The sequence below is a fragment of the Bacillota bacterium genome, from assembly GCA_033549065.1.
GTDB lineage: Bacteria > Bacillota > Dethiobacteria > DTU022 > DTU022 > JAWSUE01.
In genome coordinates this window covers 79,472-106,323 of sequence record JAWSUE010000009.1, presented here as the reverse complement: position 1 = coordinate 106,323, position 26,852 = coordinate 79,472, and the positions used below count along the sequence as shown (strand labels likewise).

The 26,852-nt window shown below is 44.1% G+C and carries 28 protein-coding genes, 2 pseudogenes and 2 other annotated features; of the genes and pseudogenes, 28 read left to right on the top strand and 2 right to left on the bottom strand.

From position 1 onward, the window contains the following. The first annotated feature begins 23 nt into the window (after positions 1 to 23). From SCJ97_07820 to arsC, 14 genes and pseudogenes are all read left to right on the top strand, one after another. Positions 24 to 1,001, top strand: a complete 978-nt coding sequence (locus SCJ97_07820) for a GTPase (GenBank protein ID MDW7739945.1) — start codon at positions 24 to 26, stop codon at positions 999 to 1,001. A 126-nt stretch (positions 1,002 to 1,127) separates the two neighbouring features. After that, the gene (locus SCJ97_07815; GenBank protein ID MDW7739944.1) at positions 1,128 to 1,679 is read left to right on the top strand and encodes a LemA family protein; all 552 of its coding nucleotides are present in this window, start codon (positions 1,128 to 1,130) and stop codon (positions 1,677 to 1,679) included. Positions 1,680 to 1,691: 12 nt separating this feature from the next. After that, on the top strand, positions 1,692 to 3,521 hold the full coding sequence (locus tag SCJ97_07810) for a DUF2207 domain-containing protein (GenBank protein ID MDW7739943.1): 1,830 nt from the start codon (positions 1,692 to 1,694) through the stop codon (positions 3,519 to 3,521). A 218-nt stretch (positions 3,522 to 3,739) separates the two neighbouring features. After that, positions 3,740 to 4,051, top strand: coding sequence for a metalloregulator ArsR/SmtB family transcription factor (locus SCJ97_07805; GenBank protein MDW7739942.1), 312 nt, complete (start codon positions 3,740 to 3,742; stop codon positions 4,049 to 4,051). A 27-nt stretch (positions 4,052 to 4,078) separates the two neighbouring features. Beyond that, positions 4,079 to 5,224 carry an aminotransferase class V-fold PLP-dependent enzyme gene (locus SCJ97_07800; GenBank protein MDW7739941.1) on the top strand — a complete coding sequence of 382 codons (1,146 nt, stop codon included), beginning with the start codon at positions 4,079 to 4,081 and terminating at the stop codon, positions 5,222 to 5,224. A 21-nt stretch (positions 5,225 to 5,245) separates the two neighbouring features. Further along, complete coding sequence (locus SCJ97_07795; GenBank protein ID MDW7739940.1) at positions 5,246 to 5,422, top strand: hypothetical protein; 177 nt, start codon at positions 5,246 to 5,248, stop codon at positions 5,420 to 5,422. A 2-nt stretch (positions 5,423 to 5,424) separates the two neighbouring features. Then, positions 5,425 to 5,973, top strand: a complete 549-nt coding sequence (locus SCJ97_07790; GenBank protein MDW7739939.1) for a (Fe-S)-binding protein — start codon at positions 5,425 to 5,427, stop codon at positions 5,971 to 5,973. A gap of 269 nt (positions 5,974 to 6,242) precedes the next feature. Further along, a complete protein-coding gene (locus tag SCJ97_07785) occupies positions 6,243 to 6,482 on the top strand; it encodes a thioredoxin family protein (GenBank protein ID MDW7739938.1) in 240 nt (79 codons plus the stop codon). Positions 6,483 to 6,537: 55 nt separating this feature from the next. Next, complete coding sequence (locus SCJ97_07780; protein ID MDW7739937.1) at positions 6,538 to 7,707, top strand: permease; 1,170 nt, start codon at positions 6,538 to 6,540, stop codon at positions 7,705 to 7,707. A 13-nt stretch (positions 7,708 to 7,720) separates the two neighbouring features. After that, positions 7,721 to 8,272, top strand: a complete 552-nt coding sequence (locus SCJ97_07775; protein ID MDW7739936.1) for a permease — start codon at positions 7,721 to 7,723, stop codon at positions 8,270 to 8,272. Beyond that, positions 8,191 to 8,430, top strand: a pseudogene (locus tag SCJ97_07770) (permease). Before SCJ97_07775 ends, SCJ97_07770 begins: the two are co-directional and overlap by 82 nt. A 115-nt stretch (positions 8,431 to 8,545) precedes the next feature. After that, the gene (locus tag SCJ97_07765) at positions 8,546 to 8,869 is read left to right on the top strand and encodes a metalloregulator ArsR/SmtB family transcription factor (GenBank protein ID MDW7739935.1); all 324 of its coding nucleotides are present in this window, start codon (positions 8,546 to 8,548) and stop codon (positions 8,867 to 8,869) included. Positions 8,870 to 8,913: 44 nt separating this feature from the next. After that, the gene (arsB, locus tag SCJ97_07760; protein ID MDW7739934.1) at positions 8,914 to 9,975 is read left to right on the top strand and encodes an ACR3 family arsenite efflux transporter; all 1,062 of its coding nucleotides are present in this window, start codon (positions 8,914 to 8,916) and stop codon (positions 9,973 to 9,975) included. Positions 9,976 to 9,995: 20 nt separating this feature from the next. After that, entirely contained in the window at positions 9,996 to 10,421 is a 426-nt protein-coding gene (arsC, locus tag SCJ97_07755; protein MDW7739933.1) for an arsenate reductase (thioredoxin), read from the top strand. 40 nt (positions 10,422 to 10,461) lie between these two features. On the opposite strand, the gene SCJ97_07750 is transcribed toward arsC, so the two are convergent. Together SCJ97_07750 and SCJ97_07745 are read right to left on the bottom strand one after the other, a co-directional pair. Continuing rightward, positions 10,462 to 11,088, bottom strand: a complete 627-nt coding sequence (locus SCJ97_07750; GenBank protein MDW7739932.1) for a DUF4276 family protein — start codon at positions 11,086 to 11,088, stop codon at positions 10,462 to 10,464. Continuing rightward, positions 11,088 to 12,281 carry an AAA family ATPase gene (locus SCJ97_07745; GenBank protein MDW7739931.1) on the bottom strand — a complete coding sequence of 398 codons (1,194 nt, stop codon included), beginning with the start codon at positions 12,279 to 12,281 and terminating at the stop codon, positions 11,088 to 11,090. Before SCJ97_07745 ends, SCJ97_07750 begins: the two co-directional genes overlap by 1 nt. A 199-nt stretch (positions 12,282 to 12,480) precedes the next feature. Between SCJ97_07745 and SCJ97_07740 the strand changes: the two are divergent. From SCJ97_07740 to SCJ97_07675, 14 genes and pseudogenes are all read left to right on the top strand, one after another. Then, a pseudogene (locus SCJ97_07740) lies at positions 12,481 to 12,750 on the top strand (CNNM domain-containing protein). A 421-nt stretch (positions 12,751 to 13,171) separates the two neighbouring features. After that, complete coding sequence (locus SCJ97_07735) at positions 13,172 to 14,104, top strand: diacylglycerol kinase family lipid kinase (GenBank protein ID MDW7739930.1); 933 nt, start codon at positions 13,172 to 13,174, stop codon at positions 14,102 to 14,104. A 150-nt stretch (positions 14,105 to 14,254) separates the two neighbouring features. Further along, a complete protein-coding gene (thrS, locus tag SCJ97_07730) occupies positions 14,255 to 16,147 on the top strand; it encodes a threonine--tRNA ligase (GenBank protein ID MDW7739929.1) in 1,893 nt (630 codons plus the stop codon). A gap of 75 nt (positions 16,148 to 16,222) precedes the next feature. After that, positions 16,223 to 16,339, top strand: a sequence feature (ribosomal protein L20 leader region). Between the two features lie 29 nt (positions 16,340 to 16,368). Next, on the top strand, positions 16,369 to 16,866 hold the full coding sequence (infC, locus tag SCJ97_07725; GenBank protein ID MDW7739928.1) for a translation initiation factor IF-3: 498 nt from the start codon (positions 16,369 to 16,371) through the stop codon (positions 16,864 to 16,866). 21 nt (positions 16,867 to 16,887) lie between these two features. Beyond that, positions 16,888 to 17,079, top strand: coding sequence for a 50S ribosomal protein L35 (gene rpmI / locus SCJ97_07720; GenBank protein ID MDW7739927.1), 192 nt, complete (start codon positions 16,888 to 16,890; stop codon positions 17,077 to 17,079). Between the two features lie 81 nt (positions 17,080 to 17,160). Next, positions 17,161 to 17,514, top strand: a complete 354-nt coding sequence (gene rplT / locus SCJ97_07715) for a 50S ribosomal protein L20 (protein MDW7739926.1) — start codon at positions 17,161 to 17,163, stop codon at positions 17,512 to 17,514. A 93-nt stretch (positions 17,515 to 17,607) separates the two neighbouring features. Continuing rightward, positions 17,608 to 18,264 (top strand): TrkA family potassium uptake protein, encoded by a 657-nt coding sequence (locus SCJ97_07710; protein MDW7739925.1) that lies wholly within the window; start codon positions 17,608 to 17,610, stop codon positions 18,262 to 18,264. Next, a complete protein-coding gene (locus SCJ97_07705; GenBank protein MDW7739924.1) occupies positions 18,265 to 19,065 on the top strand; it encodes an RNA methyltransferase in 801 nt (266 codons plus the stop codon). 53 nt (positions 19,066 to 19,118) lie between these two features. Further along, positions 19,119 to 19,344: a binding site (T-box leader), on the top strand. Between the two features lie 32 nt (positions 19,345 to 19,376). Then, positions 19,377 to 20,402, top strand: a complete 1,026-nt coding sequence (pheS, locus tag SCJ97_07700) for a phenylalanine--tRNA ligase subunit alpha (protein ID MDW7739923.1) — start codon at positions 19,377 to 19,379, stop codon at positions 20,400 to 20,402. Between the two features lie 35 nt (positions 20,403 to 20,437). Next, positions 20,438 to 22,849: a phenylalanine--tRNA ligase subunit beta gene (pheT, locus tag SCJ97_07695; GenBank protein MDW7739922.1), complete on the top strand. Its 2,412-nt coding sequence runs from the start codon at positions 20,438 to 20,440 to the stop codon at positions 22,847 to 22,849. A gap of 83 nt (positions 22,850 to 22,932) precedes the next feature. Beyond that, positions 22,933 to 23,202 carry a cell division protein ZapA gene (gene zapA, locus SCJ97_07690; protein ID MDW7739921.1) on the top strand — a complete coding sequence of 90 codons (270 nt, stop codon included), beginning with the start codon at positions 22,933 to 22,935 and terminating at the stop codon, positions 23,200 to 23,202. After that, the gene (locus SCJ97_07685) at positions 23,186 to 23,767 is read left to right on the top strand and encodes a CvpA family protein (protein ID MDW7739920.1); all 582 of its coding nucleotides are present in this window, start codon (positions 23,186 to 23,188) and stop codon (positions 23,765 to 23,767) included. Before zapA ends, SCJ97_07685 begins: the two co-directional genes overlap by 17 nt. Before the next feature lie 117 nt (positions 23,768 to 23,884). Further along, positions 23,885 to 24,478 (top strand): DNA-3-methyladenine glycosylase, encoded by a 594-nt coding sequence (locus SCJ97_07680; GenBank protein ID MDW7739919.1) that lies wholly within the window; start codon positions 23,885 to 23,887, stop codon positions 24,476 to 24,478. Continuing rightward, entirely contained in the window at positions 24,471 to 26,852 is a 2,382-nt protein-coding gene (locus SCJ97_07675; GenBank protein MDW7739918.1) for an endonuclease MutS2, read from the top strand. Before SCJ97_07680 ends, SCJ97_07675 begins: the two co-directional genes overlap by 8 nt.

Here is a 26,852-nt window from a genome sequence, read left to right as displayed (position 1 = left end):
TTGATTTGAAGTTCTGACGAGGAGTGTCTCTATTGCCTGCCAATCTTACTCCCCAGTATTATGCTGCTGAAGATAAGTTTCGTAGAGCCACATCTTCTGAGGCAAAGGTTGAAGCTCTACAGGAGATGCTCGCTGTAATTCCCAAGCATAAAGGCACCGAGAGGCTGCAGGGTGATATAAAAAAGAAAATCGCCCGTCTGAAAGAAGAAGGCAAAAAGAAGAAGCAGACAAAGAGCGGTTTTAATCCATTCGGTGTTGAGAAACAGGGAGCCGGGCAGGTTGTACTTGCCGGATACCCGAATAGCGGTAAATCATCTATTGTGGGACTCCTTTCCCGGGCAAAAGTAAAGATTGCCGAATACCCCTTTTCAACCTCCCTGCCGGTTACAGGAATGATGCCTTACAAAGATACATTTATTCAACTAGTTGATACACCACCGCTTTCTGTAGACAATATTCCTTCAGGTTTGATCGGGACCTTCAAAGAAGCAGATGCCCTGATGATTGTTATTGATCTTTCCACTGCAGAATGCCTGGAACAAATGGAAGGGCTGATGCAGATATTGCAGGACAGAGAAGTGATCGACCTTTCAGAAGAAGGAGTAATTATCGCACCGGTGCCTTTTATAGTAGTGGCCAATAAGTTTGATCATCCCGATGCAGCTGAAAACCTGGAAGTGCTGCAGGAACTAATGCCCGGAATCGATTATTTTAGAATCTCGAATAACGGATTGGGCCTGGAAGATTTAAAGGAAAAGCTTTATGAAATATTAAATATCATTCGTGTTTACGGAAAACCTGTTGGCAAGCCGGCAGATATGGACAGACCATTCATTTTAAGAAAAGGCAGCAACGTTATTGATTTTGCCGAACAGGTTCATAAGGATTTTCCGAAAAAACTTAAGAGCGCTTTGGTATGGGGTTCATCCAAATTTGACGGTCAGGCAGTTGCCCGTGATTATATTCTGGAAGACGGTGATGTCGTCGAACTTCAGCTATAGCCGGGATCTTTATATTTGATGGACAGTCCTTTAAAGTGCAGGATAATTAAGGGTATGATGCGAATTAGCATTCTCATATCAGTATTTAGCAAAAAAATAAATTAATTTATAAAGGGAGTGACGAATATGGGTTGGGCTATACTGGCAATAATTGTTCTACTTGTACTGTTTTTCGTTGGAACTTATAACAGGCTGGTTACCCTGCGCCAGAGAATTAAAAATGCCTGGGCGCAAATTGAGGTTCAGCTGAAGAGGCGCTATGACCTGATACCAAACCTGGTTAATACCGTAAAGGGATATGCCACTCATGAAAGAGAGACATTTGAGAAAGTCACCGAAGCCCGAAATATGGCTATACAGGCAAAAAATGTTAATGAACAGGCCGGTGCAGAGAATATGCTGTCAGGAGCTTTGAAAACACTCTTTGCCGTGGCAGAAAATTATCCCGAATTAAAGGCAGATGCCAACTTCCGCCAGTTGCAGGAAGAGTTGGCCAATACAGAAGGTAAGATTGCCTTTTCCAGGCAGTTTTACAATGATACTGTAATGAGCTATAACACAACAATCCAGAAATTCCCGACAGTGTTGATTGCCGGTATGTTTGGGTTCCATAAAGAAGAGTACTTCAACCTGGATGAAGAAGCCGCAGCCCGTGAAGCTGTAAAAGTTGAATTCTAGAGGCGTTAACAGATGAAAAAGGATCAATCTAGTTCATTAGTTATGATTTATCGTCTGATTGCCATTGTATTGATCATCGCAGCGGTTATTATACTTGTTCCGGCTTCAGCAGGTGCACAGGATGGCCGCTCTTTTTATTTCCCATCGGTAATTATCGAAGCTGAAATAAACCCTGACGGAACGATGCGGGTTGTCGAAGAGAGAACCTTCCGGTTCAGTGGTACTTACCGCGGCGCCTGGTCATATATATACCTGAAGCACAATGCGATAATCAGGGACGTTCTGGTCAGTGAGAATGGTGAACCATACCAGGAAATGCCGGTAGGAACAATTGATATTCCGGGAATTTTCTATGTGGAATATAAGCCGGACCAAGTATATATAGACTGGAGTTATTCAGCTTCAAACGAGGACCGTACTTTCACGATCAGTTATATGGTCGATAATGCAGTTCAGATCCACCAGGATGTTGCCGAACTGTACTGGCAGTTTATCGGCAGTGAATGGGGAGAGCGCACCGATTATGCTCGTGTAACCCTAAATCTGCCCGATGGTGCGGATCAAGATGATATAAGAGCCTGGGGACACGGTCCCCTGCAGGGAAATGTAACTATAGTCAGCCCGACTACCATTATATGGGATGTGGCCAGTTTACCGGCTAACACTTTTTTGGAGGCCAGGGTTGCTTTTCCCATCGATCTTGTTGCAAATTCGTCAAACTTCACAGGTAGAAACGGTCTGCCCGGAATGTTGGCCGATGAGGAGAGATGGGCTCGTGAAGCCAACCTTAAAAGAACAGTTTCACGGCTTGATTTTTTAGCCGGCCCCTTGATATTCATCGGGCTTCTCATTTCCTATATCATAACTGCAGTAAAATCGAAAAGGGATCCGGAAATGTACAGGGGAGATTACTACCGCGAACTCCCTGATGAATACAGCCCCGCTGAAGCGGGATACCTGGTACGTATGGGTCGAACGGCTCCTGAAGATTTTACGGCAACCGTTATGGATCTGGCCCGCAGAGGTCACCTCAAACTGGAAGAATATCAGGGAGAAAGTGGACTGATTCTTAAACGCAAGTTTACAGATTACAGGATTATACCTACCGAAGGAAAAGATAAGCTCAGCGGCCACGAACAGCATTTGCACAGCTTCATTTTCGGACAGGTCAGTAGTTACAATAACGCCGGGACTACTTTAAAAGAGATTGAAAGCTACGGCCGAAAGCAGCGTGTGAGTACGGCTGCGTTCTATAAGAAGTGGATAGAAATAATCAAGAAGGAAGCCGAAGAGCATAAATTTTTCAGAGGTGTATCATGGAAAGGTATACTTGCCGGTGTCATTTTCACTCTGATTGGAATCCCCATGCTTTTTTTGGGTATGTATGTGACCGGTGGGATTGCTGTTTTTACCGGGCCGTTTATTGCTGTTGCTTTCGGTCTGACTAAACGGCTTACGCCGTATGGTGCCGATCAGAATGCAAAGTGGAAAGCTTTCAAGAGATTTTTACTGCACTTCTCTCAGCTTGACCGTTCAACCATACCATCTCTTATTATTTGGGAGCATTATCTTGTTTACGCCATCGTTTTGGGTGTAGCCAAGCAGGTCATGGAACAGCTCCATCTTGTTTATCCGGAGTTGAAAACTGACACACCTATGATCTGGCCCGCTTACGGGATGCTGGCCTCAAATCCTACCCGTTTCAACAGCCTGACAACATCAATGGAACAGTCTTTTAAGACTGCTTTTCAGTCTTCCACTTCGTCAGGTTCCGGTGGTGGCGGAGGTTTTTCCGGAGGCGGCGGCGGAGGCGGCGGTGGTGGCGGGGGCGGCGCCCGCTGAACCAATAATGTGGAATAATAAAGAATTATATTGAAGCGCAAAGCATCTGCTTTACGCTTCTTTGTTTTTTAATTAATATTCTAAACGGGCCTGACCTAAACAATGGATAAACGTAAATGCTTGTTATTTTGGAGAGTAACTGTTACTATATGTATATATAGACATATAAGAAATAAGAAGCTTATTTTTAATATTTATTGATGCCCGGGGGGATAAATATGCCGAAGAATCAATATGAAATTCAGACTGAATTTTTTAAAGCGCTTGCCCACCCTACAAGACTGCAAATACTTGAACTGCTGCGGCCAGGAGAGAAATGCGTATGCGAAATATTTCCTGCGTTAAGCCTCGAACAATCTGTGGTTTCGCGTCATCTATCAATTTTAAAACGAGAAGGTTTGGTCCATTCGCGTAAAGAAGGTCTAAAAGTTATTTACGCGCTTTCTGATACACGGATATATGAAGTAATTGATCTTCTATCCGAAGTGATCAGGCAGATTTGGCATGAAAAAGCGGAACTTGTTCGATAAGAAAAAGATTTTTGGGGGTAAGTTCAGATGCCGGTATATTTTGATAATGCTGCTACATCTTATCCGAAACCGGAATCTGTATATCAGGCTATAGCTGATTATATGCGTGATATCGGGTCCAGTCCGGGAAGAGGCACATACAGCATGGCCAGAAGGGCGGAAGAGGTTCTTTTCAGCACCAGAACTGCTCTTGGCAGGCTCTTTAGTATTAGCGATGTTACCCGTATTATCTTTACCTCCAATGTAACAGAATCGATTAATCTTGTGCTTAAAGGATTCCTGAAACCTTGCGACCATGTCATAACCACCCATATGGAACATAATGCACTCTGGCGGCCGCTGAAAGTTCTGGAGCATGAAAGAGGCGTTGAAATATCAGTTCTGGATTGTCCTGATGGCCGTGCATTTGATCCCGGATTGGTTGAGAATTTAATTCGAGACAACACCCGGTTGATTGCTGTCAACCACGCATCCAATGTGACCGGAACCCTGATGCCGGTTAAAGAAGTAGGCAGAATTTGTGCGAACCATAATATTCCGCTATTGGTGGATGCTGCTCAGACAGCCGGTTCATTTCCGATTGATGTTGAGGAACTTAAAATAAGCCTGCTCGCTTTTACCGGTCATAAATGTTTACTTGGCCCGACCGGAACAGGCGGTCTTTATATTGCACCTGGGATTGATCTCAAACCTCTCAAAGAGGGAGGGACCGGTGGTGATTCTTTGCTCGAGCATCAACCTGATCATTTGCCCGACCGTTTTGAAGCGGGAACATTGAATGCAGCCGGTATAGCCGGTTTGGGAGCCGGCGTAAAATATATCCTTGATCACGATCTAGAAAAGATCAGATCCCATGATCTTGAATTAACCAGGTATGCCCTGAAGCAGTTGAATGATTTACCGGGTTTAATTATTTACGGACCGGATGCAGCAGATGATCGAACAGCTGTTATTTCTTTTAATTTCAGTGATATTGCGCCGGAAGAGGTGACCTATGTCCTGGATGAAGTGTATGACATAATGGCCCGCTCCGGCCTGCATTGTGCCCCGCAGGCCCACCGCTCGATCGGGACTGTTGATGGAGGAACTGTCAGGATCAGTTTCGGTATATTTAATAGTTTTGAAGAAATTGATCATCTGATAGTAGCTCTGAAAGAAATATCATTAGCTTGAGTAATGAGGAGGGAGTTAAAGGTGGATAAAAAGGTGTTTGTTGTGCTTGATGATCAAGATCAGGTTATGCTGCAGAGCATCTGTATGGATAAAGATCCCGAAGAAGCCCTCTACTTTGTATTGAAAAGAATAGCTCCCAAATTACATAAGCAGGTTCCCTGTATAGCCAGGGAAATCATGAAAACATGGAAGTTATAAATATGTTTCTGAATCATATTGATATATATCATATTTCACCCTGTTTTGCCGAAGCCGGAAAGATTCGGGTTAAAGCAAGGTTGTCTGATGACATAACCGAGGTAATGCCGTACCTGCACAGGGTGGTAAAAAACGCCAATTACAATGCTTATGCCCCAAATTTAACTATGTTCCTTGAGTTTCGGATGATCACTCTTGAGCCAAATAATCTTATACTGATTAAAGCTTTTAACGATACTGATGCCCGGCAGGTGTTGGCCTGGCTTAAGGATCTGATTAACAATACAGCTGAGCGAAGGGATGAAATTGAGCCGCTTTATGAAACCAGGCAGAGGCCACATCCGCTGCAGCTTTTCACATGGTTACCGCGTACAAACTGTAAAGAGTGTGGTGAAAAATCATGCCTTGCCTTTGCAGCTCTACTATTTGTTGGTCAGCAGAGTCTTGAGCGATGCAGACCATTGTTTACTGATGATAATCAGGAACAGCGCGAAGTTTTGCTGAAGCTTGTGGAAGCTTTAGGGCACGATATTTCTCATATGCGAACATAAATAGGGAGATGAGATTATTGAATTGTTTACACTGCGGCCTGCTTAAAATGGAAGACAGAGAAGGTTTTTGCTTTCGGTTTAAAAAGAATATCAACTTAAATAAACCTGAAACTGACTGCATGTATTTTATCAAGAAAATGTATGAGGATGGAGATGCATTAAGTCCACAGCAGCATTTAATATTGCAGGATCAGGATTTCAGAAGTAAGAAAATGCAGGGTCCAATGAGATAAGTAATAATGGTTAAATAATGAAGGGAGCGATTGATAATGATTATTAAAATATTGGGGACAGGATGCAGTAAATGTCAGGCTCTGGAAAGAGAAACAATAAATGCTCTGGCAGAATTAAATGTTGCAGCTGATGTGCAGAAGGTAACAAAAATGAATGAGATCATGGAGTATGATGTGATGATGACTCCTGCACTGGTCATCAACGACAAAGTTAAATCAGCAGGGAAAGTTCTGAAGCTGGATGAGATGAAAGAATTCATTATGCAGGAACTCTAATAACACTATTTGATAATGAATTTGCAGCTGTAATTTTTGCGGAGATGAAATAGTAATGAAAGAGTACCAAAAACTTTTGTTGGTTATTGCCGTTTTCCTTGCGGCATATTTCATACCATTTGAAAGTCCCCTTGTCGGCGGCGCGATCATTGAAGCATTTCACCTGCTGCAGGAATATGCTCGTGAGCATGTATTATTCTGCCTGATTCCTGCCTTCTTCATTGCCGGGGCGATAGCAAATTTTATTTCCCAGGGTGCGGTGATCAAGTATTTTGGCAGTGAAGCCAGCCGGATTGTTGCTTACTCGGTTGCCTCTGTTTCCGGTGTTATTCTTGCTGTTTGCTCCTGTACCGTGCTTCCCCTTTTCAGCGGGATTTATCGTCGGGGCGCCGGTCTCGGTCCAGCAGTGGCCTTCCTCTATTCCGGACCGGCTATCAATGTCCTGGCCATTGTTTTGACAGCCCGGGTTCTCGGATGGGAGCTTGGTTTAGCCAGGGCGATCGGAGCTGTAGTTTTTGCGGTAATTATCGGGTTGATTATGGCTATTCTTTATAGAAAAGAAGATAAGGAAAGGTTGGCATCAAGTATGGCCGGCATGGATGAGGATATGAGTGAAACACGCAGACCGTTCCAGAATATCCTGTTTTTCTTAACTTTGGTTTTGATTCTCATCTTTGCCACCTGGGGACAGCCATCGGAACCAGTAGGTCTGTATAATGCTATATTCACCATAAAATGGCCGGCTGTTATAGTTCTATTGATTGCTCTCGGTTTTATACTAGTTAAATGGTTTAAGCAGGAAGAACGAAAAGACTGGGTTAACACAACCTGGGATTTTGCCAAACAGATTTTGCCGCTGCTTTTTGCCGGTGTTTTGGTTGCCGGCCTGTTGATGGGGCGTCCGGGGACCGATGCAGGTTTGATTCCCGTCCTCTATATTGAAGTACTGGTCGGCGGTAACAGCCTGAGAGCAAATTTGGTTGCTTCCGTGGTAGGTGCTTTTATGTATTTTGCCACCCTGACAGAAATCCCTATTCTACAGGGCTTGCTCGGCGCAGGGATGGGCAAGGGCCCGGCGCTTGCTTTGCTGTTGGCTGGACCGGCTTTGAGTTTGCCTAACATGTTGGTTATCCGTTCTGTTCTGGGAACGCAAAAAACTGTTGCCTTCGTAACCCTGGTAGTAATCATGGCAACGATATCGGGCATGATCTTCGGCAGCATTTAATTCAAGTTTGGAGATGAAAAGATTGTTTGAAGTCATCCTTTACATCCTGGCCGTAACATTTTTGATCTACTCGTTTGTCCGGGACAGGAAAAAGACAAAAATAGCCCTGATGAAAGCCTGGAAAGCTTTTATAAATATATTCCCTGCCCTGGCCGGAGTACTGACATTGATCGGATTGGTGCTGACTGTGCTGTCACCAAACGTAATAACCGCTGTATTGGGTCAAAATACCGGTATCTGGGGTATGATGGTCACTTCTGTAATCGGAGCGATTACCCTGATACCGGCTTTTGTAGCCTTTCCAATGGCGGCCTCTCTGCTCTCAGGCGGTGCCGGAATCATGCAGATAGCAGTGTTTGTTTCAACCCTGATGATGGTAGGGACAGTTACTGCTCCTCTTGAAGTAAAATATTTTGGTTGGAAAGAGACATTGTTGCGAAACGGTTTTGCATATGTGTTTTCATTTGTAGCAGCAGTGATAATGGCTTACTGGACGTATGGGTGCCGCGGGAACAATTCATGCGCTTTATGGGTGAGGAGTCGGGAATTACCGGTGTGGTTTTAAGTGTTTTGCTGGGAGCAGCTGCAGCCGGACCGCTTTATGCAGCTTTTCCATTGGCTGCAATCATGATCCAAAAGGGTGTCAGGTTCAGCAATATATTAGTCTTTCTGGGAGCCTGGTCAACAATGAAAATCCCCATGTTTTTATTTGAAATCACTTCATCCGGCTGAATTATTTTCTTGAAATAGAGTAAAATATTTTATATAATAACTACGTATTTAAATATTTAGATGCGTAGTTATTAATTATTTTAGCATAATAGAGGGTTGAGATGCGATGAAAAAGCTTATTGATTATTTCAGGGCAATGGGTGAGGAGACCAGGGTAAAAATCATTTTGATGCTTTTTCGGGAGGAGATGTGTATCTGTGAGCTTATGGATCAGCTGAACCTTTCCCAGTCTGCAGTATCCCACCATGTAAAAATTCTTAAACAGGCCGGGCTGGTCAATGACAGGCGTGATGGCAAGTGGACTTTTTACTCGATCAACAAGGAAGGGTTTAATAAGCAATTTGAATCTCTAAAAGAGTTGATTATGAAGCCCGTTGAGCAATATGAATATGAAGTAAAGGAAGAGCCGAAAGTTGAATGTCCGAAGTAGCTAAAGGCAATTATTATATTAATTATTGAGGAGTGATTACCTGCATGACTGCACAAAAAGAGTATGAACTTGGATTTTTTCACAAATACCTGACGGTCTGGGTTGCTTTATGCATACTTACCGGAATTGGTCTTGGAGCGGCTTTCCCCGGGGTAGCGCAGTTCTTAAATTCTCTTTCCATCGCCCAGGTGAATATTCCGGTCGCAATATTTCTCTTTGCCATGATGTATCCGATCATGGTCCAGATTGATTTCAGTGAGGTTGTCAATGCGGTTAAAGCGCCCAAAGCTGTATTGCTCACCCTGATCATTAACTGGGGTATTAAACCATTTACGATGTTTTTTTTCGCCTGGCTCTTTATGAGGGTTATCTGGGCGCCCTTTATCGGTTATGAGATAGCCGGGGAATATATTGCCGGAATGATCTTGCTGGGTATTGCACCCTGCACGGCTATGGTGTTGGTCTGGAGTTACCTCGCCCGCGGTTTCATGGGTTTGACCCTTGTTCTGGTAGCGCTTAACTCACTAACCATGCTGGTTCTGTATGCTCCCCTCGGTAATTTCCTCCTTGGTGTGGCTGAAATGTCTGTGCCCTTTATGACAATATTCCTGAGTGTTATGCTCTACGTTGGTGTTTCCCTGGTAGCCGGCTACACTAGCCGGATCAGGTTGATTAAAACCCGTGGAATTGATTGGTACGAAAAAGTGTTCCTAAAAAACATGGGAACCATTTCAATTATTGCCTTACTGGCTACCCTGATTTTCTTATTCATGCTTCAGGGTGGTGTAATTTTGGATGATCCACTGGTAGTCGGTATGATCGCTATCCCGTTAATTATCCAAACTCTGGTTATCTTCCTGATCGGTTATATTATTGCTAAATTCATTGGATTAACCTACGAAGAAGCAGCACCGGCAGCAATGATTGGAGCCAGCAACCATTTTGAAGTGGCCATTGCAACTGCGGTGACAATTTTTGGTCTCACATCAGGTGCAGCACTATCAACCGTTGTCGGGGTATTGATTGAAGTACCGGTTATGCTCTGGCTGGTCCGGATCTGCCTGCGGAGCCGCAACTGGTTCCCTGCGATGAAAAAAATATCCTGATAATTAATGGGGGTGGTGTGATGCCTGACAGAGAAAGCAAAAAGAGTGTGCTCTTTCTTTGCACAGGAAATTCGGCACGGAGCCAGATGGCTGAAGGTTTTCTCAAGACATTGGGTAAAGGCAAATATGATGTATTCAGTGCCGGAATTGCCCCGGTGGGAGTTAACCCTCATGCAGTTAAAGTCATGGCTGAAGTGGGAATTGATATTAGCAGCCAGACTTCTGACCCAATCAGCCGGGAATTACTGGATAAAGCCGATATTTTAATTACTTTATGCGGCGACGCCCGTGAAAACTGCCCGGTTGTACCGGTAAAAGTGGAAAATAGGCACTGGTCTCTTGATGATCCGGCCCGAGCGACGGGAGCAGAGGATGTTGTCTTGAATGAATTCAGGAAAATACGGGATCAGATAAAAGAATATATAGCGGAGTTGATTACGGAATAAGTCTTAGCCTATATCATCCCTTCTTTTACGATGGAGATTATCAACGCTGAGACCTTAAGGCAAGTTCAAGCAGATCATCGGTAAAAACCTTGAAATAAGGACACTTTTCGCGGACCTTTTCAGGGTCTAAAGAGGTAAAAAGTTTATTGCCTTCGGTTACTTTTTTATAGGTTCGATTGAGGTTTCCCAGGTAAAGGTCATGGAGCAATTTGGACGGAGGCCGATTAAAATTTACTTTTTCTGGATTTGCTGAGGCTTCATCCAACGCTAAAGATATCTCAACGGGGAATAGTGAAGAGTCACTTAAGAGCCAGGCTTCAAGTTCATGAACGGCGAAATGTTGCCTGAATCGTGGTGACCCGACCTGTTCTTCCAGGTGCTGCTTCGCCCACAAGTATTTTTCATCAACCGTATGTAATTCTTCCGGATAAAAATTCGGCCCATGTAGATCGAGTAAACCGATTATAGCAATGATTTCATCGCTTTGCGGACTGTTAAGATGCATGATGGCTTTCTGGGCAACATCTTTGTACAGATTAGCATATCCTTTAAAGTTAACAGTTCTAACACTAACTTTTTCAGGCAGTTTAGTATTTAACCATTTTGTCAGGAAATCCGGAAGAATTTTATCTTCAGTAGAGCCTTCGACAAAGATAATAAAATACACTACATATCCTCCAGCTCTCCGGAGGTAAAGAGCGAACCAAGCGTATAAGTTCGCAGCCAATAATTAAGCTCTTCACCATCCAATACTTTGAAAATAGTTTCACCGTTTTGCCATCGGGCAACCGTGGTTACAGGTTTAGTGTCATGAAAAGCATCCAATAATTGAGATGAGTGGGTTGTAAAAATAACCTGGGTTTTATATGAAGCTTCTAAAGCATGCTCCGCAATCACCGGCAGCATTGAAGGGTGCAGGCCGGTTTCCGGTTCATCAATGGCTATGAGAGCAGGTGGTCGGGGGTTGTTCAAAATTGCCATCAGGAGTAAAAAGTAAAGGGTGCCGTCTGAAAGGTCGGCTGCACTCTGCTCCTGTTCGAGCGATTTCCATCTGATTCTTAGTTGAATACGCTGATCGGCGGCAGGTGGGAAAACCAACTCTTCATATTCGCTGCTGAAAGCAGCCTGCATGGCCGTATCGATATTATTTTTAAAGTCTCTGTTGCTTGTATAAAGGGTGTGAAGAACGGAGATTAAATTCTGCCCGTCGGCAGATACATTTGTTTCATAACGAGATATCGCAGGTTGCCGGATTGATGATTCCTGGTGAACCTGTAAATCGTGGTAGATGATCCATGAACTTAACCCTTTCTGAAAAGCATTAATCTGTTTACAGTCCGAGAATGGATTCGCCGCTGTTGCCAGCAGCAGTTCATCTGTCTGTACTGCATCATCCGGAGCGATCATCTCATTTCCCCTGGTGTTGTATACTGTGGCCTGCTGTTTATGTCGCTGAAATAATATTAAAGACTGGTCATCCCCTGAAGCGTCAGGCTGATCACATCTTTTTAACAGTTCGTTTTCTACCTGGTAATCACTGCCATAGCCTATTTGTCTGATAAGCGCTTCATAGGTCAGACAATCTTCCCAGTGAACAGTGCTAACAGCTGGAGAAGATGTTTCCAAACGAAAACTGAATGAATCCACTTTGCCGTCCCATAGTATAGGCTTGATTCCACCGGACTTCTGAATGTGCTTCGCGAGGCGTCCTTTTGATGCGGCGACCAGTAGTTCAAAAAAACGTAACAGGTTTGATTTACCTGTTCCGTTAGGGCCGATGATCATATTCAGATCACCAGGAACCCAGGTTATGTCCTTTAATGATCGGTAACCAGCTATATGTATTTTTTTTATTTTCACTGGCCACACCTCCGTTCAGTTGCTATGCAATTTAATAATGACGAATTTGCTTGATGTTTTAATTATAGCATAGCAGTGATGTTGGTACCCAAGTAAAGGAGATAATCATGCAGCAGTAGAATTTTTATAAAGCTTTGGAATAGATATCTTTAATATTCGGTGCACCATTTGCGCTCAGAATTAATGCGGAGGGTTGATTATGGCTCTTTTTACCTGGATTGGAATTGGTCTGTGCCTGTCTCAATCAGCAATGTTTTCAGGCTCAAACCTGGCTTTTTTTAGCATAAGCAAACTGCGTCTAGAACTGGAAGTTGGTAAGAATGACAAGCATGCACTTCGGGTTCTTGCTCTTAGAGAAGACTCCAACTTCTCACTGGTTACAATTCTTTGGGGTAATGTGGCTGTAAATGTTCTCCTTGCCCTGCTTTCAGGTTCTTTATTGGTAGGTGTTGCGGCTTTCCTTTTCTCAATCTGATATCCTCGGAAGGCTTCTACGGGGCATCGTGCAAAATGAAGCTGTTCCTTTTGAAGAAATCAAATATCCCCGGTTATAAATAATTGAAATTTCATAGTTTGAGGAAAAGTGTAGACAGCTACTTTCCCTCTCCATTTAGATGGGTAGAAATACCCAAGAAAGAGGCACCAAAATGCTAAGGCTACCGACAGTAGTGTACAGAATTGCTTAGATGGTAGCGAAATACCGCCTGGAGCCGGAGCTGGAATAATTTATCAAAAATGTCCGGATGTTAAAGATATCCGGGCATTTTTTTATGATATAATTCATGAAATAGCATACTCATCTAAGGATCGGCTGAAACTGCTATGGTTATTTAGTTTGGATTGATCAGATATATATGAAGTTTTGGAAAACCAGGCGAGGGGTGGATAAGGTGCAGGAAATAAAAGCTGCCGTGGTTGTAAACCCGGCTTCAGCAAATGGAAAGACCGGTCAAAAATGGCCGGAGATGGCAGCCGCTTTTGAAAATGAAGGGCTGTCATTTGTATATTCCCTGACTGAAGCACCTGGGCATGCCACTGAAATTACGGCCCGTTATCTGCATGAAGGATACAACCTGATAATTTCTGTTGGCGGTGATGGAACAGCGAATGAAGTGATCAATGGTTTTTTTACAGATGGAATTGACGATGCGATTAGAGAAACTAGAGCCTTTAGTTTTGTATCAACCGGGACAGGCCGGGATCTGAGCAGAACGGTAGGTATTCCCAAAGATGCCGGAGAAGCGATCAGGCATATAATTGATAGTCCGGTGAGACCGGTTGATGCCGGCAGGGTTCAATATATAAATAACCAGGGCTATGATGAGGAAAGATACTTTATAAATGTCGCCGGATTGGGCCTGGATGGTGATACCGTTGCCAGGGTTAACCGTACCAGTAAAGCTCTGGGTGGATTTATATCGTTCCTCTGGGGAACCGTGGTCAGCCTTTTTCTCTACAAGAACCAAAAAATGAAGATTGTTGTTGATGGTAAAGAGGTCTGTAATGAACCGATTACTATAGTGGTTGTGGGAAATGGTTGTTATTTTGGGGGCGGTATGTTCGTCGCTCCAGGGGCAGAAATGGATGACGGCCTTTTTGATATTATAATTTTACGTAATCTAAGCAAGATGAACTTATTGATTAATCTCCCCAGGGTATACCGCGGCAAACACCTGAGCCATCCCAGAATAATGAGTCTGCGCGGTAAGAATATCGAGATTACATCCAGCGGGAAAGCGCTGCTTAATCTCGACGGTGAGCAGCCGGGTAGGGCACCGGCTTCTGTTGAACTGATTCCCGGTGTAATAAACCTGAAAGGATAGTTTTTCAAGGTTATATGAAAAGGTTATTACGCCTTTTCCCTTGACAGGGCAAGGGGCAAGTTCTATCATACTTCTATACGACTTGATCATAAAAACTGGATAAACATTGCTGCTATAAGGAGGCAAATACTCTTGGATATAAAAATAAAAATGCAAAACGGAAAAGAAGCCCTTTATCCTGAAGGTACAACCTGCCTGGATCTTTATAAAGAGAAAACTGCTGAAAATAATGATTTGATTGCAGTGCTGGTGAACGGGAAAGAATGCGATCTGCATCAACCGCTAACAGGAAACAGCACTGTTGACTTTGTCAATTTTGATTCCCCCCAGGGAGCCAGTATTTACCGTCATAGTGCCAGCCATGTAATGGCTCACGCTGTAAAAAGACTCTACCCAACTGCCAAGATGGGTATTGGCCCGGCCATAGAAAATGGTTTCTATTATGATTTTGAATTTGAAGAACCGATTTCATCTGACGATCTTGAAAAGATCGAAAAAGAGATGAAAAAAATAATTAAAGAGAGGAAGCCGATCCGCCGGAAAGAGTTGAGCAGGGAAGAAGCACTGAAGCTATTCCGGGAAAAGGGAGAGCATTATAAGGTTGAGTTAATCAATGACCTACCTGATGATGTGGTAATCAGCTGTTATGAACAGGATGATTTTATCGATCTTTGTGCCGGCCCTCACTTGAGCCATACAGGAATGGTTAAAGCATTTAAGCTGACCGGTCTTGCCGGGGCCTACTGGCGCGGTGATGAAAAAAATACCATGCTCCAGAGAATATACGGAACAGCTTTCCCCAGTAAGGAACGCCTTGAGCATTACCTCAATATGCTTGAAGAGGCAAGGAAGCGAGACCACCGTAAACTGGGTAAAGAACTTGAACTCTTCAGCTTGCACGATGAAGGTCCCGGGTTCCCCTTCCTTCATAATAACGGCATGGTGATCTGGCAGGAGCTAACCGATTTCTGGCGTAGGGAACACCGCCTGGCAGATTACGAAGAGATCAAAACCCCGCTTATACTAGCCAGAAGTTTATGGGAACAATCGGGACACTGGGATCATTTTAGAGAAAACATGTACTTTACAAAAATCGACGATCTGGATTTTGCTGTTAAACCGATGAATTGTCCCGGCGCAATACTGATTTACCGTTCAAAGATGCATAGTTACAGGGATCTTCCACGCCGTATAGGCGAAATGGGTATTGTTCACCGCCATGAATTATCGGGAACACTACACGGTTTAATGCGGGTACGTTCATTTACCCAGGATGATGCGCATATTTTTATGCTTCCCGAACAGGTTGAATCAGAAGTAGCCGGCGTTATCGAGCTGATGGACCGTTTCTATAAGGTTTTTGGATTTGACTACCGGGTTGAGCTGAGCACCAGGCCTGAAAAAGCCATGGGGTCACTGGAAATGTGGGATAAAGCAACCGGAATACTGGAACATGTCCTCATGGAAAGAGAGATAAACTACAGGGTTAATGAAGGTGACGGTGCTTTTTACGGGCCGAAGATAGATTTCCATCTGGAAGACTGCCTGGGAAGAAGCTGGCAGTGCGGTACAATTCAGCTTGATTTCCAGATGCCTGAAAAATTCGATTTGACCTATATCGGTGAGGATGGAGATAAACATCGTCCGGCAGTAATACACCGGGTTATATACGGCTCAATGGAAAGATTGATGGCTCTGTTGATCGAACATTACGGGGGAGCTTTTCCGGTATGGCTTGCACCTGTCCAGACTGCAGTCATTCCCGTTACCGACCGCAGCCATCAATATGCTCAAGCGGTATATGATGAACTGAAGAAAGAAGGATTCAGGGTTACCCTGGATCAGCGCAATGAGAAGGTCGGTTATAAAATCAGGGAAGCCCAGGTGAAAAAAATCCCCTACATGCTGATTGTCGGTGACAGGGAGGTTGAGAGCGGACAGGTAGCGATCCGCCATCGCGAAAAGGGCGATTTGGGAGCAGGGAATCTGGCAGATTTTATAAATGCATTAAAAGAAGCTGTTGATCTGAAAAAAAATGAGTAAAAAAAGGCTTTAACAAAAGAAAAACATTTGACCGGATGTCTGAATTCTGATATATTTTAAAGGTGTTATGAGTAATGGTTTAAGTAGAAGCCACCGCTTCTCACCCTGAGGCGAAAAAGTTGCTACCAGGGTTTATCCAGAAGAAAAGGGATATTAAGAGCAGGTGGCATACGCCTGCTCTTTTTAATTATTTTTGGAGGTGAAACGATATTAGTAAGAGTTTGTTCGTGAATGAACAAATCAATGCCAGGGAAGTGCTGGTTATCGATGCTGATGGTACCCAGCTGGGTGTTATGAAAACGGAAGAAGCTCTGGCTATGGCCCGGGAAAAGAAAGTGGATCTGGTTAATGTAGCTCCGAGCGCCCGACCACCTGTATGCCGTCTGATGGATTACGGTAAGTTCAAGTATGAACAGAGTAAAAAGGATCGGGAAGCACGAAAGAAGCAGAAAGTAACTACTATCAAAGAAATTAAATTGAGGCCCAATATTGATAAACATGATTTTGATGTAAAGGTTAAAAGAGGTCAAAAATTTCTTGAAAACGGAGACAAGATTAAAGTTACAGTCATGTTCAGAGGTCGTGAAATAACTCATCCGGAAATTGCCCAAAAACTTTGCCAAAAGATGGCCAAAGACCTGGAGGAATACGGTCAGGTTGAGAAGCCTGCCAAACAGGAAGGGCGTAATATGATCATGATTTTAACGCCCAAATCATAGTAGAGGAAGGTTGTTGTAATAATGCCTAAAATGAAAACGCACCGCGGTGCGGCAAAACGTTTTAAAAAAACCGGTAGCGGAAAAATTAAACGCTACCGTGCTTTTGCCAGCCACCTGACCGGGAAAAAAAGCAGTAAGCGGATCAGAAGACTGAGAAAATCAACTTTAGTAAAACCGGCAGATACAAAACGGGTAAAACTGCTTATTCCATAAACTTTTCGAGTGAGTACTAATCGGTTTTACAATAAGTTTTTTTATTAATTTGTCAGAATATAAGTAGGAGGATGATCCAAAATGCCTCGCATAAAGAGAGGTTCAGTCGCCCGCAAAAGGCGTAAAAAAATATTAAAACTCGCCAAAGGATACTATGGCGCCAAGAGCAAGCTGTTCAGAGTTGCCAACCAGCAGGTTATGAAGTCACTTTCATATGCCTACCGTGACCGGAGACAGCGTAAACGTGATTTTCGTAAATTGTGGATTGCCAGGATCAATGCTGCAGCCAGGGCTGACGGTATGTCATACAGCCGCTTCATAAATGGATTGAAAAAAGCTGATGTACAGATCAATCGCAAGGTGTTAGCCGACCTGGCTGTAAATGATAAGCCTGCTTTTACCAGGCTGGTTGAAGTGGCTAAAGAAAATGCTTAAATTGTCGAATACAATATTAATAACAGGGCCAGAGTAATTTCTTGGCCCTTATTTTTATCTATTGATGTGCTTGATACATCGGGAGGTGTATTAATGGCTAAACAGTTTTTAGTAATAGGGGCAGGTCGTTTTGGATCAAGTGTTGCAAAGACCTTGTATGAGCTTGGACATGATGTGATGGTTGTTGATAAAAATGAAAAGCTGATCCAGGAGATCAGCAGCGAGGTTACCGATGCGGCTGTAACGGATGCAGCGTCTGAATCCAGCCTGCGCGCCCTGGGGATCAATAATTTCGATGCGGTTATTCTCGCTATCGGTTATGATATCCAGGCCAGTATCATGTGCGCCCTTCTAATGGTTGAGATGGGTGCAAAATATACTGTTGCCAAGGCACAAACCGATCTTCATGGAAAAGTCCTCAACAAGATCGGAATCAACAGGGTTATCCATCCTGAAAGGGATATGGGTTCGAAACTGGCCCACAGCTTAATATCCCCTACCATCATCGATATGATCGAACTTTCAGATGAATACAGCGTGGTGGAAGTCACTGCACCGGAAGAAATGATCGGCAGGTCGCTGAAAGAAATTGATTTTAGAGCTCACTACGGAATCAGTATAATTGCCCTGCGCAGGACAAACGGGGAGCAGACCAATATTTTTCCTGTTGCCGAAGATGTTATAAAAGAAGAAGATATTATTGTCGCGGTTGGTGATAACAAAGCGCTTAAGAAGTTGGAGTGGATATAGATGGATCTCCTGCGTATTGAAAGTCCACAGAATACGCTTATTAAAGATTTTATGCGGCTGCAGAAAAGCAAAAAGTTCAGGCATGAAACCGGACGAATAGCTCTGGAAGGACCTAACCTGGTAAGAGAAGCAAGAAATGCGGGGATCCCTTTACAGGTAGTATTGACTACCGATGAGTACCTTACAGAGAATCAAAACTGGTTTGATGATTTACCATCATCGGTAAAACTGGTTATCGCAAGCGCGAAACTTTTTAAATTAATAACAGATACTGAATCACCCCGGGAAGTAGCAGCGATTGCCGCTTTAACAAACAGTGATCATTTACTGAAAGGCGATAGTCCTAATAAACTGATCTTAATTCTGGACAGAATTCAGGATCCGGGCAACATGGGGACGATAATCCGAAGCTCAGCCGGAGCAGGAGTGGATTACCTCTATTATTCTACGGGGACTGTGGATCCCTACGGCCCGAAAGTCATGCGTTCTTCGGCCGGAGCTTTGTTTAAAATATACATGAAGCAGGTAAAATTAATAAATGAACTGGTCCATAAAATCAAAAATGAGGGAATACAGCTTATAGCCACTTCTGCACATTCCGGTAAATTATACTGGGAAGCTGATTTCAGTAAACCGTCAGCCATAATAATCGGCAATGAAGCTTCCGGGATAAATCGCCAGATGATTAATGAAGCTGATATAACTGTCAGGATTCCATTAAGCGAAAAAATCGAGTCTTTAAATGCTGCAGTAGCGGCTTCTCTACTTTTGTTTGAGGCGGTACGCCAGCGTTCCGCCTGATTACCTTGAAGAGTGTAGTTTTAAATGCTATAATTCCTTTATAAATTGGATATAAAAAAATGATGATGGAGATAAGTAGGTTGTGTCAACGCTGTTCAGGGAGGTTCGGTCGTGACTGCAAGCCGGCCCGGCGTCTTCAACTGAAATTCACTCCGGAGTATCCTGCTGAAAGGGAATTTTACTGATTAAGCAGAGACGGTGAACCCGTTATGGTAATTAAGTGAGCCGCTAAGCGGCTAAATTGGGTGGTACCGCGGAAAAACCCCTTTCGTCCCTCGTCGAAGGGTTTTTTTATTTTGGAGGTGTGATAGATGCAGCACGACATGCAAATACTCGAAGATGAATCAAAAGAAATGATCAAGAAAGCAAAAACCCTGGAGGAGCTCAGGGAGATCAGGGTTCGTCTGCTGGGTAAAAAAGGCAGACTAACCTTGTTACTGCGCAGCCTGGGCAGTATTCCTCCTGAGGAGAGACCGGTTATTGGTCAAAAAGCAAATGAATTAAGGAAAGATCTGGAATTTGCAATTGAACTCAGGGAACAGGTACTTAAGGATGCACAGAAGGGTGACCTATGGGAAAGTGAAAGAATCGATGTTACTCTTCCCGGATTACCGGTTTCTATAGCTCAGAGACATCCCCTGACCCTGATTTTAGATGAGATAAAAGAGATTTTTCTCGGTCTTGGATTCCAGGTGGCCTACGGGCCGGACATTGAAAGTGATTATTATAATTATGAATCGCTAAATTTTCCGGCAGATCATCCCGCCCGTGATATGCAGGATTCATTTTACATTACCACTGACTTGCTTTTACGCACTCATACATCTCCCGTACAGATCAGGGCGATGGAAAAGCAGGCACCACAGCTCCCGGTTAAAATAATAGCACCGGGTAAAGTATTCCGCAGAGATGACGATGCCACGCACTCACCAATGTTTCATCAGGTTGAAGGGTTGGCAGTTGATAAGGACATTACATTTGCAGATCTGAAAGGTACTCTCCTGTTATTTGTGCGAGAGATGTTCGGACCGAAACAGAAAATCAGGCTGCGTCCGAGTTTTTTCCCCTTTACGGAACCGAGTGCGGAGGTTGATATACTCTGCGTTATGTGTGAAGGTGAGGGTTGTCGGGTCTGCAGTGATACTGGCTGGCTGGAAATTCTTGGTGCGGGTATGGTTCACCCCAATGTGCTCTCTGTATCCGGTTATAACCACCAGGAAGTAACCGGTTTTGCATTTGGAATGGGAGTTGAACGGATTGCCATGCTTAAGTACGGCATAGGAGATCTCAGGCTCTTTTTTACCAACGATTTAAGATTTTTAAGGCAGTTTGCCTGATAATGAATTAACTATCCGGAATGGAGGATTTATAGATGCGAGTTTCATATAACTGGTTAAAAGATTACATCGAACCCGGCATTGGCGCTGAAGAACTGGCAGAAAGATTTACCCTGGCCGGCATAGAAGTTGGTGCGGTTGAATCCTTCGGTCCTCCCCTGCCTGATGTCGTCGTCGGTGAAGTTAAGGGGTTGGAGCCACATCCGGGCAAGAGTAATCTGACCCTGGTGGAAACCGATATCGGAAATGAGGTCCTGCATATAGTTTGTGGCGCGAAAAATATGAAAGTTGGCGATAAAGTGGTTGTCGCCAAGCCGGGATCCCAACTTCCGGGCAACCGATTGATTGATGAAACAAAAATTTATGGTGTAATATCTTCTGGAATGCTTTGTTCAGCCCATGAATTGGGTCTGGAACTGGGCTCGGAGGACGAAATTCTGATTCTCGATGGTGATGCCAGGTTAGGAGATTTAGTAGAGAAAGTTCTGGAATTTGACGATAAAATACTCTGCCTGGAGTTGACTCCTAACCGGGCAGATTGTTTTAGCCTCCTTGGAGTAGCCCATGAAGTGGCAGCCCTGACCGGACAGAATATCAATATCCCTCCAATGGTAACACCGGAAACTGCAGAAGAAGCAGCGGAAGAGGTAGAGATAGTTATCGAAGATACCGATCTCTGTCCCCGTTATACAGCACGTGTGATCAGCGAAATTACTATCGGGCGCTCTCCCCTGTGGATGCAGCTCAGGTTGTTAAAGTCAGGTATAAGGCCGATCAGTAATGTGGTTGATATAACCAATTACGTGATGTGGGAGACAGGCCAACCGCTTCATGCCTTTGATTTGGACCTAATAGATGAAAAGAAAATTATTGTCAGGAGGGCTAGAAAAGGTGAACTGCTGGTTACTCTTGATGGAGTTGAACGTAAATTGGACGAGGATGTGCTGGTTATAGCAGATAGCACTAAACCTGTTGGCCTGGCCGGAGTGATGGGTGGGGAGAACACAGAGATCAATTCTTCAACCAGAAGTATTCTTATCGAGGCCGCTTCGTTTAATCCGGTAAACAACAGGCGAACTTCACGGCGCTTTAATTTGCCTTCAGAGGCTTCACAGCGTTTTGAACGGGGTGTTAACCCGGAAGCTGTAATATGGGCTCAAAACAGGACTGCTCTCCTGGTTAGTGAGCTGACGGGTGGAAAAGTTATGAAGGGCATAATAGATTGTAATATTCTGAAATTAAGCGAAGATATTATTTATGTAGATCCACGGAGAGTCAATAATGTACTTGGTACATCGATCCCGGACAACGATCTTGTAAAAATACTGAAGAAGCTGGGTTTAAAAATTGAAGGTACAGAGAATGATAAAATGAAAATAACTGTTCCCCTGCGAAGGGCCGATCTGAAAATAGAAGAAGACATTATTGAAGAGGTTGCCAGATTATACGGTTACGACAATATACCAACCACTTTACCCCGGGGTGAACTGATCAACAATCGTGAAACCAGGCAGGAATTGATTTTAACCCTGACCAGGGATGTTATGACTGCCGGAGGTTACTTCGAATGTATAACTTATTCTTTTATCAACCCTTCCAACCTTTTGAAACTGAGGCTTCCCGAAGATGATTGGCGAATGCAGGTTATTCCTGTCCAGAATCCTTTTTCGGAGGAGCAGGCAGCTATGCGGACCACCCTGATACCGGGACTGCTCAAAACTATCCAGCATAACCTGAGTTTTCGGGAATTAAACCAAATGTTGTTTGAGATCGGAACTATATATATACCGAAAACTCTCCCCCTGGCCGAACTGCCCGAAGAAAGAAAGCTGCTGGCTCTGGCCGTAACTGGACAGGTGCCCGTGGATAACTGGATCACCGAGGCTAAAAATGCGGATTTTTTTACGATTAAAGGTATCCTGGATACACTATTTAAGCGAATGCAAATCAGCAATGTCGAATATCAGCCGGAATCGATGCATTTTACCCATCCGACAAGAAGTGCCCGGATTTTGATAAATGGTCTGAAGGTTGGCTATATCGGTCAGCTGCATCCTGATGTTGCGGTTAGTTGGGATCTAGATCAGCCTGTTACGGTTGCCGAGATTGATCTTGAGCATGTATGCGAAAAAGCGAACCTGGTTCCACGGTTTGATCCGCTGCCGCGTTATCCTTCTGCAAACCGGGATATTGCGGTCGTTGTTCCCCGGGAAATTCCTGCCCGTCAACTGGAAGAGGTAATCCGGGAGGCCGGCGGTGAACTTATCAGCAGTGTCAGGTTGTTTGACCTTTACGAGGGCAGGCAAATTCCGCCCGGGAAGAGAAGCCTGGCGTTTTCAATCAGCTACAGGTGTGAAGAGAGGACTTTAACTGATCTTGAAGTGAACCGGTCTCAGGAAAAGATCGAGAAGGCGCTACAGAAAATCGGGGCGGAACTGAGAGGTTAAAGAGGCAGGATATCTGAGTTATAATCTCGAAGTTACCTGCCATGATGCTCTTTATCTGATCGAAAGAGTGGCGGTGGTTTGGGATGGAGGGAAAGGAAAAGAACAGGGTAACGGTCAGTATTATGGGTGAGGAATTTATACTTCGCAGTACTTCATCCATAGAAGAGATTCAACGGGTAAGTAGCTATGTGGATCGGTTGATGCGCAGTATTGCCGAAAAAAACATGCAGATGAACAGGCATAAAGTAGCAATATTGGCAGCCTTGAACCTTGCAGACGAACTGCTCAGACTCAAGGAAGAGAAGAATCATCTGATCAGTGAAGAGGCTAAGAGTGGTGAAGATCTTGATTAACTGGCTTGATATATTTCTCCTGATCATCCTTGCTTTACACCTGGTTAACGGATTATTACGCGGCCTGGTTAAAGTGCTCTTTGATATTATCGGTTTCCTGGTTGTGATTTTACTCTCATTATGGGGCAGCCGTTTATTTAGCGATAAACTTGCAGTTTACATAAACCCGGAAGATATAATTCCTCATCACGAGTTAATCCAGACCTTAGGACTTGAAGTTGCCCTGGAGAGAGTGCCGCAGCTGGTGGCCGGAATAATTGCCTTTCTTCTGTTATTTTTGCTCTTAAGCCTTGTGTTCCGCCTTTTTTCAGGAGGCTTCAGATGGGTTAACCGGGTTCCGGTAATCGGTTTTTTTAACCGGATCGGAGGAGGGCTGGTTGGTATTGCAATCGGGTTGGCCTTTGTTTACATAATTATAGCCGCATTATCGTTTATTCCCATACAGTTTTTTATGGATGCACTCGATAATTCTGAAGTAGTATTTATTGCCAACCATTATATATCGCCACTTGCGCATGAAATTAAAGAATTGGTAGTGGATTTCTATTTAAGTCTAAATACCTAATATAAAGGGGTTTCATTCGGCGAAACTGTTATTGAATAATAGACAGGTTGCTAAAAAGCCGGTTGAAATCTTTTTTTGTCTTGATCTAAAACATACCAGGAGTTATTTTAATTTCTTATGCAGGAAAATATCGATATTTCCAGATTATCTACAGTTGATACAGCCAGGATTTTACTCGGACAACAGCTCTGTCATGAAACCGGGGAAAGTATAATGTCCGGTATTATCGTTGAGACGGAGGCTTATTTAAGCAGGTATGATCCGGCCAGTCATGCTGCAAAGGGTTTGACTAAACGCAATGCCATGATGTTCGGACCGCCAGGGCGAGCTTATGTCTATTTTATATATGGTAATCACTACTGTCTTAACGTGGTAACCGGACCGGAAGGAACCGGAGAGGCGGTATTGATCAGAGCATTGGAACCCCTGGAAGGGTTAGATCTTATGTATAAAAATCGTTATTCTTCATGTCGGAAAACTGAATTGACCAACGGCCCCGGGAAATTGTGCCGGGCATTTGGCATAGATAAGTCATTTAATGGCCACGATTTAAGCAGGAAACCGCTCTATATCAAATGGATCGAGCCGCCTGAAAACTTCGGACCTATTATTGAAACGCCACGAATTGGCATTTCATCTGCACAGGATAAATTATTGCGATTTGTAATCCGGGGTAATAAGTATTTATCGAGGAGAGAAAACCTTGGCTGATCTGATTACCGAACGTGAAATTAAGATCTTGGAGTTTGATGAGATCCGCAGACAGCTTGCAGATTATACGGCAAGCCCGATGGGCCGGGAATGCATGCTTAACCTATCGCCAAATGCGGATTATAAAGTTATTGAAAATTTACAGAAAGAATCAAGTGAGGCAAAACTGCTCAGTGTTAAAAATGCATTTACCCCTTCCACGGTTGAAGATATCCTTCCCCTAATATCCAGAGCAGATAAAGGATCCATATTAACAGGTGCCGAACTGGCAGTTATTTCTACCTTTATGAAGGCGGTACATCGCTGGCAGCATTTTTTTAAGGATATTGATAATTCCCTGCTCTATCCCAGGATGGCTGAGCTTGCCAAAAGATTCAAGGCCTGTGAGCAGTTATACCGCGAACTGGTCAAATCACTTGATCAGGATGGAAATATTCTCGACAGCGCATCATCTGCCCTTTCATCGATCAGGAGAAAAACTCATGCTCTTCAGTTTAAAATCCGTGATAAGCTCGATGAGTATATCAGAAGCCCCCTTTACAGGCGCTACCTCCAGGAATCTCTGGTTACAATTCGCAGCAACCGGTTTGTAATACCGGTAAAGCAGGAATACCGCCAGCAGGTCGACGGAGTAGTTCATGATCAATCGGCAAGTGGGGCAACTCTCTTTATCGAGCCGCTTCCGGTTGTCAGGATGCAGAATGAACTGGTAGCCCTTCACAAGGAAGAAGAAAAAGAAATTGAACGTATATTAATAGATCTATCATTAAAAATATCAGGTGAAAAAGAGCTACTCATCAGCAACAGAGAGCTTTATACCTCTCTCGATATAATTACTGCCCGTGGCCGTTTAAGCTTCAAAATGGGCGGCAGTGAACCGGTTTTGATTAGAGATGGTTTTCGGGTTGCGATCAAAAATGGGATACACCCGCTGTTGACAGGCGAAAGAGTACCCTTAAACCTTGAACTTGAAGAGGATGTCAGAACCCTGGTTATAACCGGTCCGAATACCGGAGGAAAAACTGTTGCCCTGAAAACCATTGGGCTGCTGGCCGTCATGACCCAGTGCGGATTGCATCTGCCGGCAGAAAAAGAAACAGGATTGCCGGTATTCAGGAAAATCCGGGCTGATATCGGTGATGAGCAGAGCATTGTTCAGTCACTCAGCACCTTTTCAGGGCACATGAAAAATATTATTGAAATCGTTGATACGGCGGAGAGCGGCACCCTGGTTCTCTTTGATGAACTCGGAGCGGGAACCGATCCTTCGGAGGGTTCGGCTTTGGCGATGGCCATTCTGGAGGAGTTGACCGGGAAAGGTGCTTTAACGGTTGCCACAACTCATATTAATGAACTTAAGCTGTTTGCCCAGATGCAGAAAAGAATGCAGAATGCAGCGATGGAGTTTGACCTGGAGACTTTGGAACCCACATACAGGCTCTTACAGGGCATTCCGGGTCAGAGCAATGCTTTTCACATTGCCCGTCGACTGGGATTATCAGAACAGATCCTGGAGAAGGCAAAAAGTTTTCTACACAGGGCGCATGATCAGGTTGAATCAGTTATTGCGCAGCTTGTTGAAGACCAGCAGCGCTATTCACGCGACAGTGAGCAGGCTGCACTGGATAGAAGCCGGGCTGAACTCTTAATACAGGATCTGGAAAGAGAGCAATCTCTGATCAAGTCCAGGCGTGATGATATCCTCAAGGAAGCCCGCGAGGAAGCACGGCAGCTGGTCAGAAAAACAAAAACCACAGTTGATGATATGATTAAAGAGATTCGAATCCTGAAGACAGAAGGTGGAAGTCAATCATTAGCCGGCGCAGAACGATTGCGTCAGGATATTATTAAACTGCGCCAGGAAATGAATCAGGTTGATGAGGATGATCTAGGCGACTCTCCAGATCCTGCGGAACTGTTAGTGGGGATGGAGGTTTATATCCAGAGCCTCAGGCAAAAGGGGGAGATTATTTCTTTTACCGAACAGGAGGCTCTTGTCCAAGTTGGCGTGCTCAGAGTAAACCTTCCCCTGACCGAATTTAAAACAGTGAAAAATCAGGTAAGCAAGAAGAGCAAAGAAAGAAGTGTCTCATCCGGTGGAGGTTACAGCGTCCGTAAAGAAGAAGTTACCGGCAGTTCAATTGATATCAGGGGTTTAACCCTTGAGGAATCAATTCCTCTTGTGGATAAATTAATCGACAATGCTCTCTGGGCTGGTTTAAACCGGGTTGAACTGATCCATGGAAAAGGGACCGGTAAATTGAAAACGGGTCTTCGTGATTACCTGAAAACCCACAAACTTGTTTCCCGATTTCGCGGAGGCAGTTCGGCTGAAGGCGGTGAAGGAGTAACCGTAGTTGAAATTAAAAGTTAG

Bases quoted from the DNA above. Each gene is read 5' to 3' on its own strand.
- SCJ97_07815 (MDW7739944.1), top strand. From the start codon at position 1,128: ATGGGTTGGGCTATACTGGCAATAATTGTTCTACTTGTACTGTTTTTC.
- SCJ97_07810 (MDW7739943.1), top strand. From the start codon at position 1,692: ATGAAAAAGGATCAATCTAGTTCATTAGTTATGATTTATCGTCTGATT.
- SCJ97_07805 (MDW7739942.1), top strand. From the start codon at position 3,740: ATGCCGAAGAATCAATATGAAATTCAGACTGAATTTTTTAAAGCGCTT.
- SCJ97_07800 (MDW7739941.1), top strand. From the start codon at position 4,079: ATGCCGGTATATTTTGATAATGCTGCTACATCTTATCCGAAACCGGAA.
- SCJ97_07790 (MDW7739939.1), top strand. From the start codon at position 5,425: ATGTTTCTGAATCATATTGATATATATCATATTTCACCCTGTTTTGCC.
- SCJ97_07785 (MDW7739938.1), top strand. From the start codon at position 6,243: ATGATTATTAAAATATTGGGGACAGGATGCAGTAAATGTCAGGCTCTG.
- SCJ97_07780 (MDW7739937.1), top strand. From the start codon at position 6,538: ATGAAAGAGTACCAAAAACTTTTGTTGGTTATTGCCGTTTTCCTTGCG.
- SCJ97_07775 (MDW7739936.1), top strand. From the start codon at position 7,721: ATGAAAAGATTGTTTGAAGTCATCCTTTACATCCTGGCCGTAACATTT.
- SCJ97_07765 (MDW7739935.1), top strand. From the start codon at position 8,546: ATGAAAAAGCTTATTGATTATTTCAGGGCAATGGGTGAGGAGACCAGG.
- arsB (MDW7739934.1), top strand. From the start codon at position 8,914: ATGACTGCACAAAAAGAGTATGAACTTGGATTTTTTCACAAATACCTG.
- arsC (MDW7739933.1), top strand. From the start codon at position 9,996: ATGCCTGACAGAGAAAGCAAAAAGAGTGTGCTCTTTCTTTGCACAGGA.
- thrS (MDW7739929.1), top strand. From the start codon at position 14,255: ATGCAAAACGGAAAAGAAGCCCTTTATCCTGAAGGTACAACCTGCCTG.
- rpmI (MDW7739927.1), top strand. From the start codon at position 16,888: ATGCCTAAAATGAAAACGCACCGCGGTGCGGCAAAACGTTTTAAAAAA.
- rplT (MDW7739926.1), top strand. From the start codon at position 17,161: ATGCCTCGCATAAAGAGAGGTTCAGTCGCCCGCAAAAGGCGTAAAAAA.
- SCJ97_07710 (MDW7739925.1), top strand. From the start codon at position 17,608: ATGGCTAAACAGTTTTTAGTAATAGGGGCAGGTCGTTTTGGATCAAGT.
- SCJ97_07705 (MDW7739924.1), top strand. From the start codon at position 18,265: ATGGATCTCCTGCGTATTGAAAGTCCACAGAATACGCTTATTAAAGAT.
- pheS (MDW7739923.1), top strand. From the start codon at position 19,377: ATGCAGCACGACATGCAAATACTCGAAGATGAATCAAAAGAAATGATC.
- pheT (MDW7739922.1), top strand. From the start codon at position 20,438: ATGCGAGTTTCATATAACTGGTTAAAAGATTACATCGAACCCGGCATT.
- zapA (MDW7739921.1), top strand. From the start codon at position 22,933: ATGGAGGGAAAGGAAAAGAACAGGGTAACGGTCAGTATTATGGGTGAG.
- SCJ97_07680 (MDW7739919.1), top strand. From the start codon at position 23,885: ATGCAGGAAAATATCGATATTTCCAGATTATCTACAGTTGATACAGCC.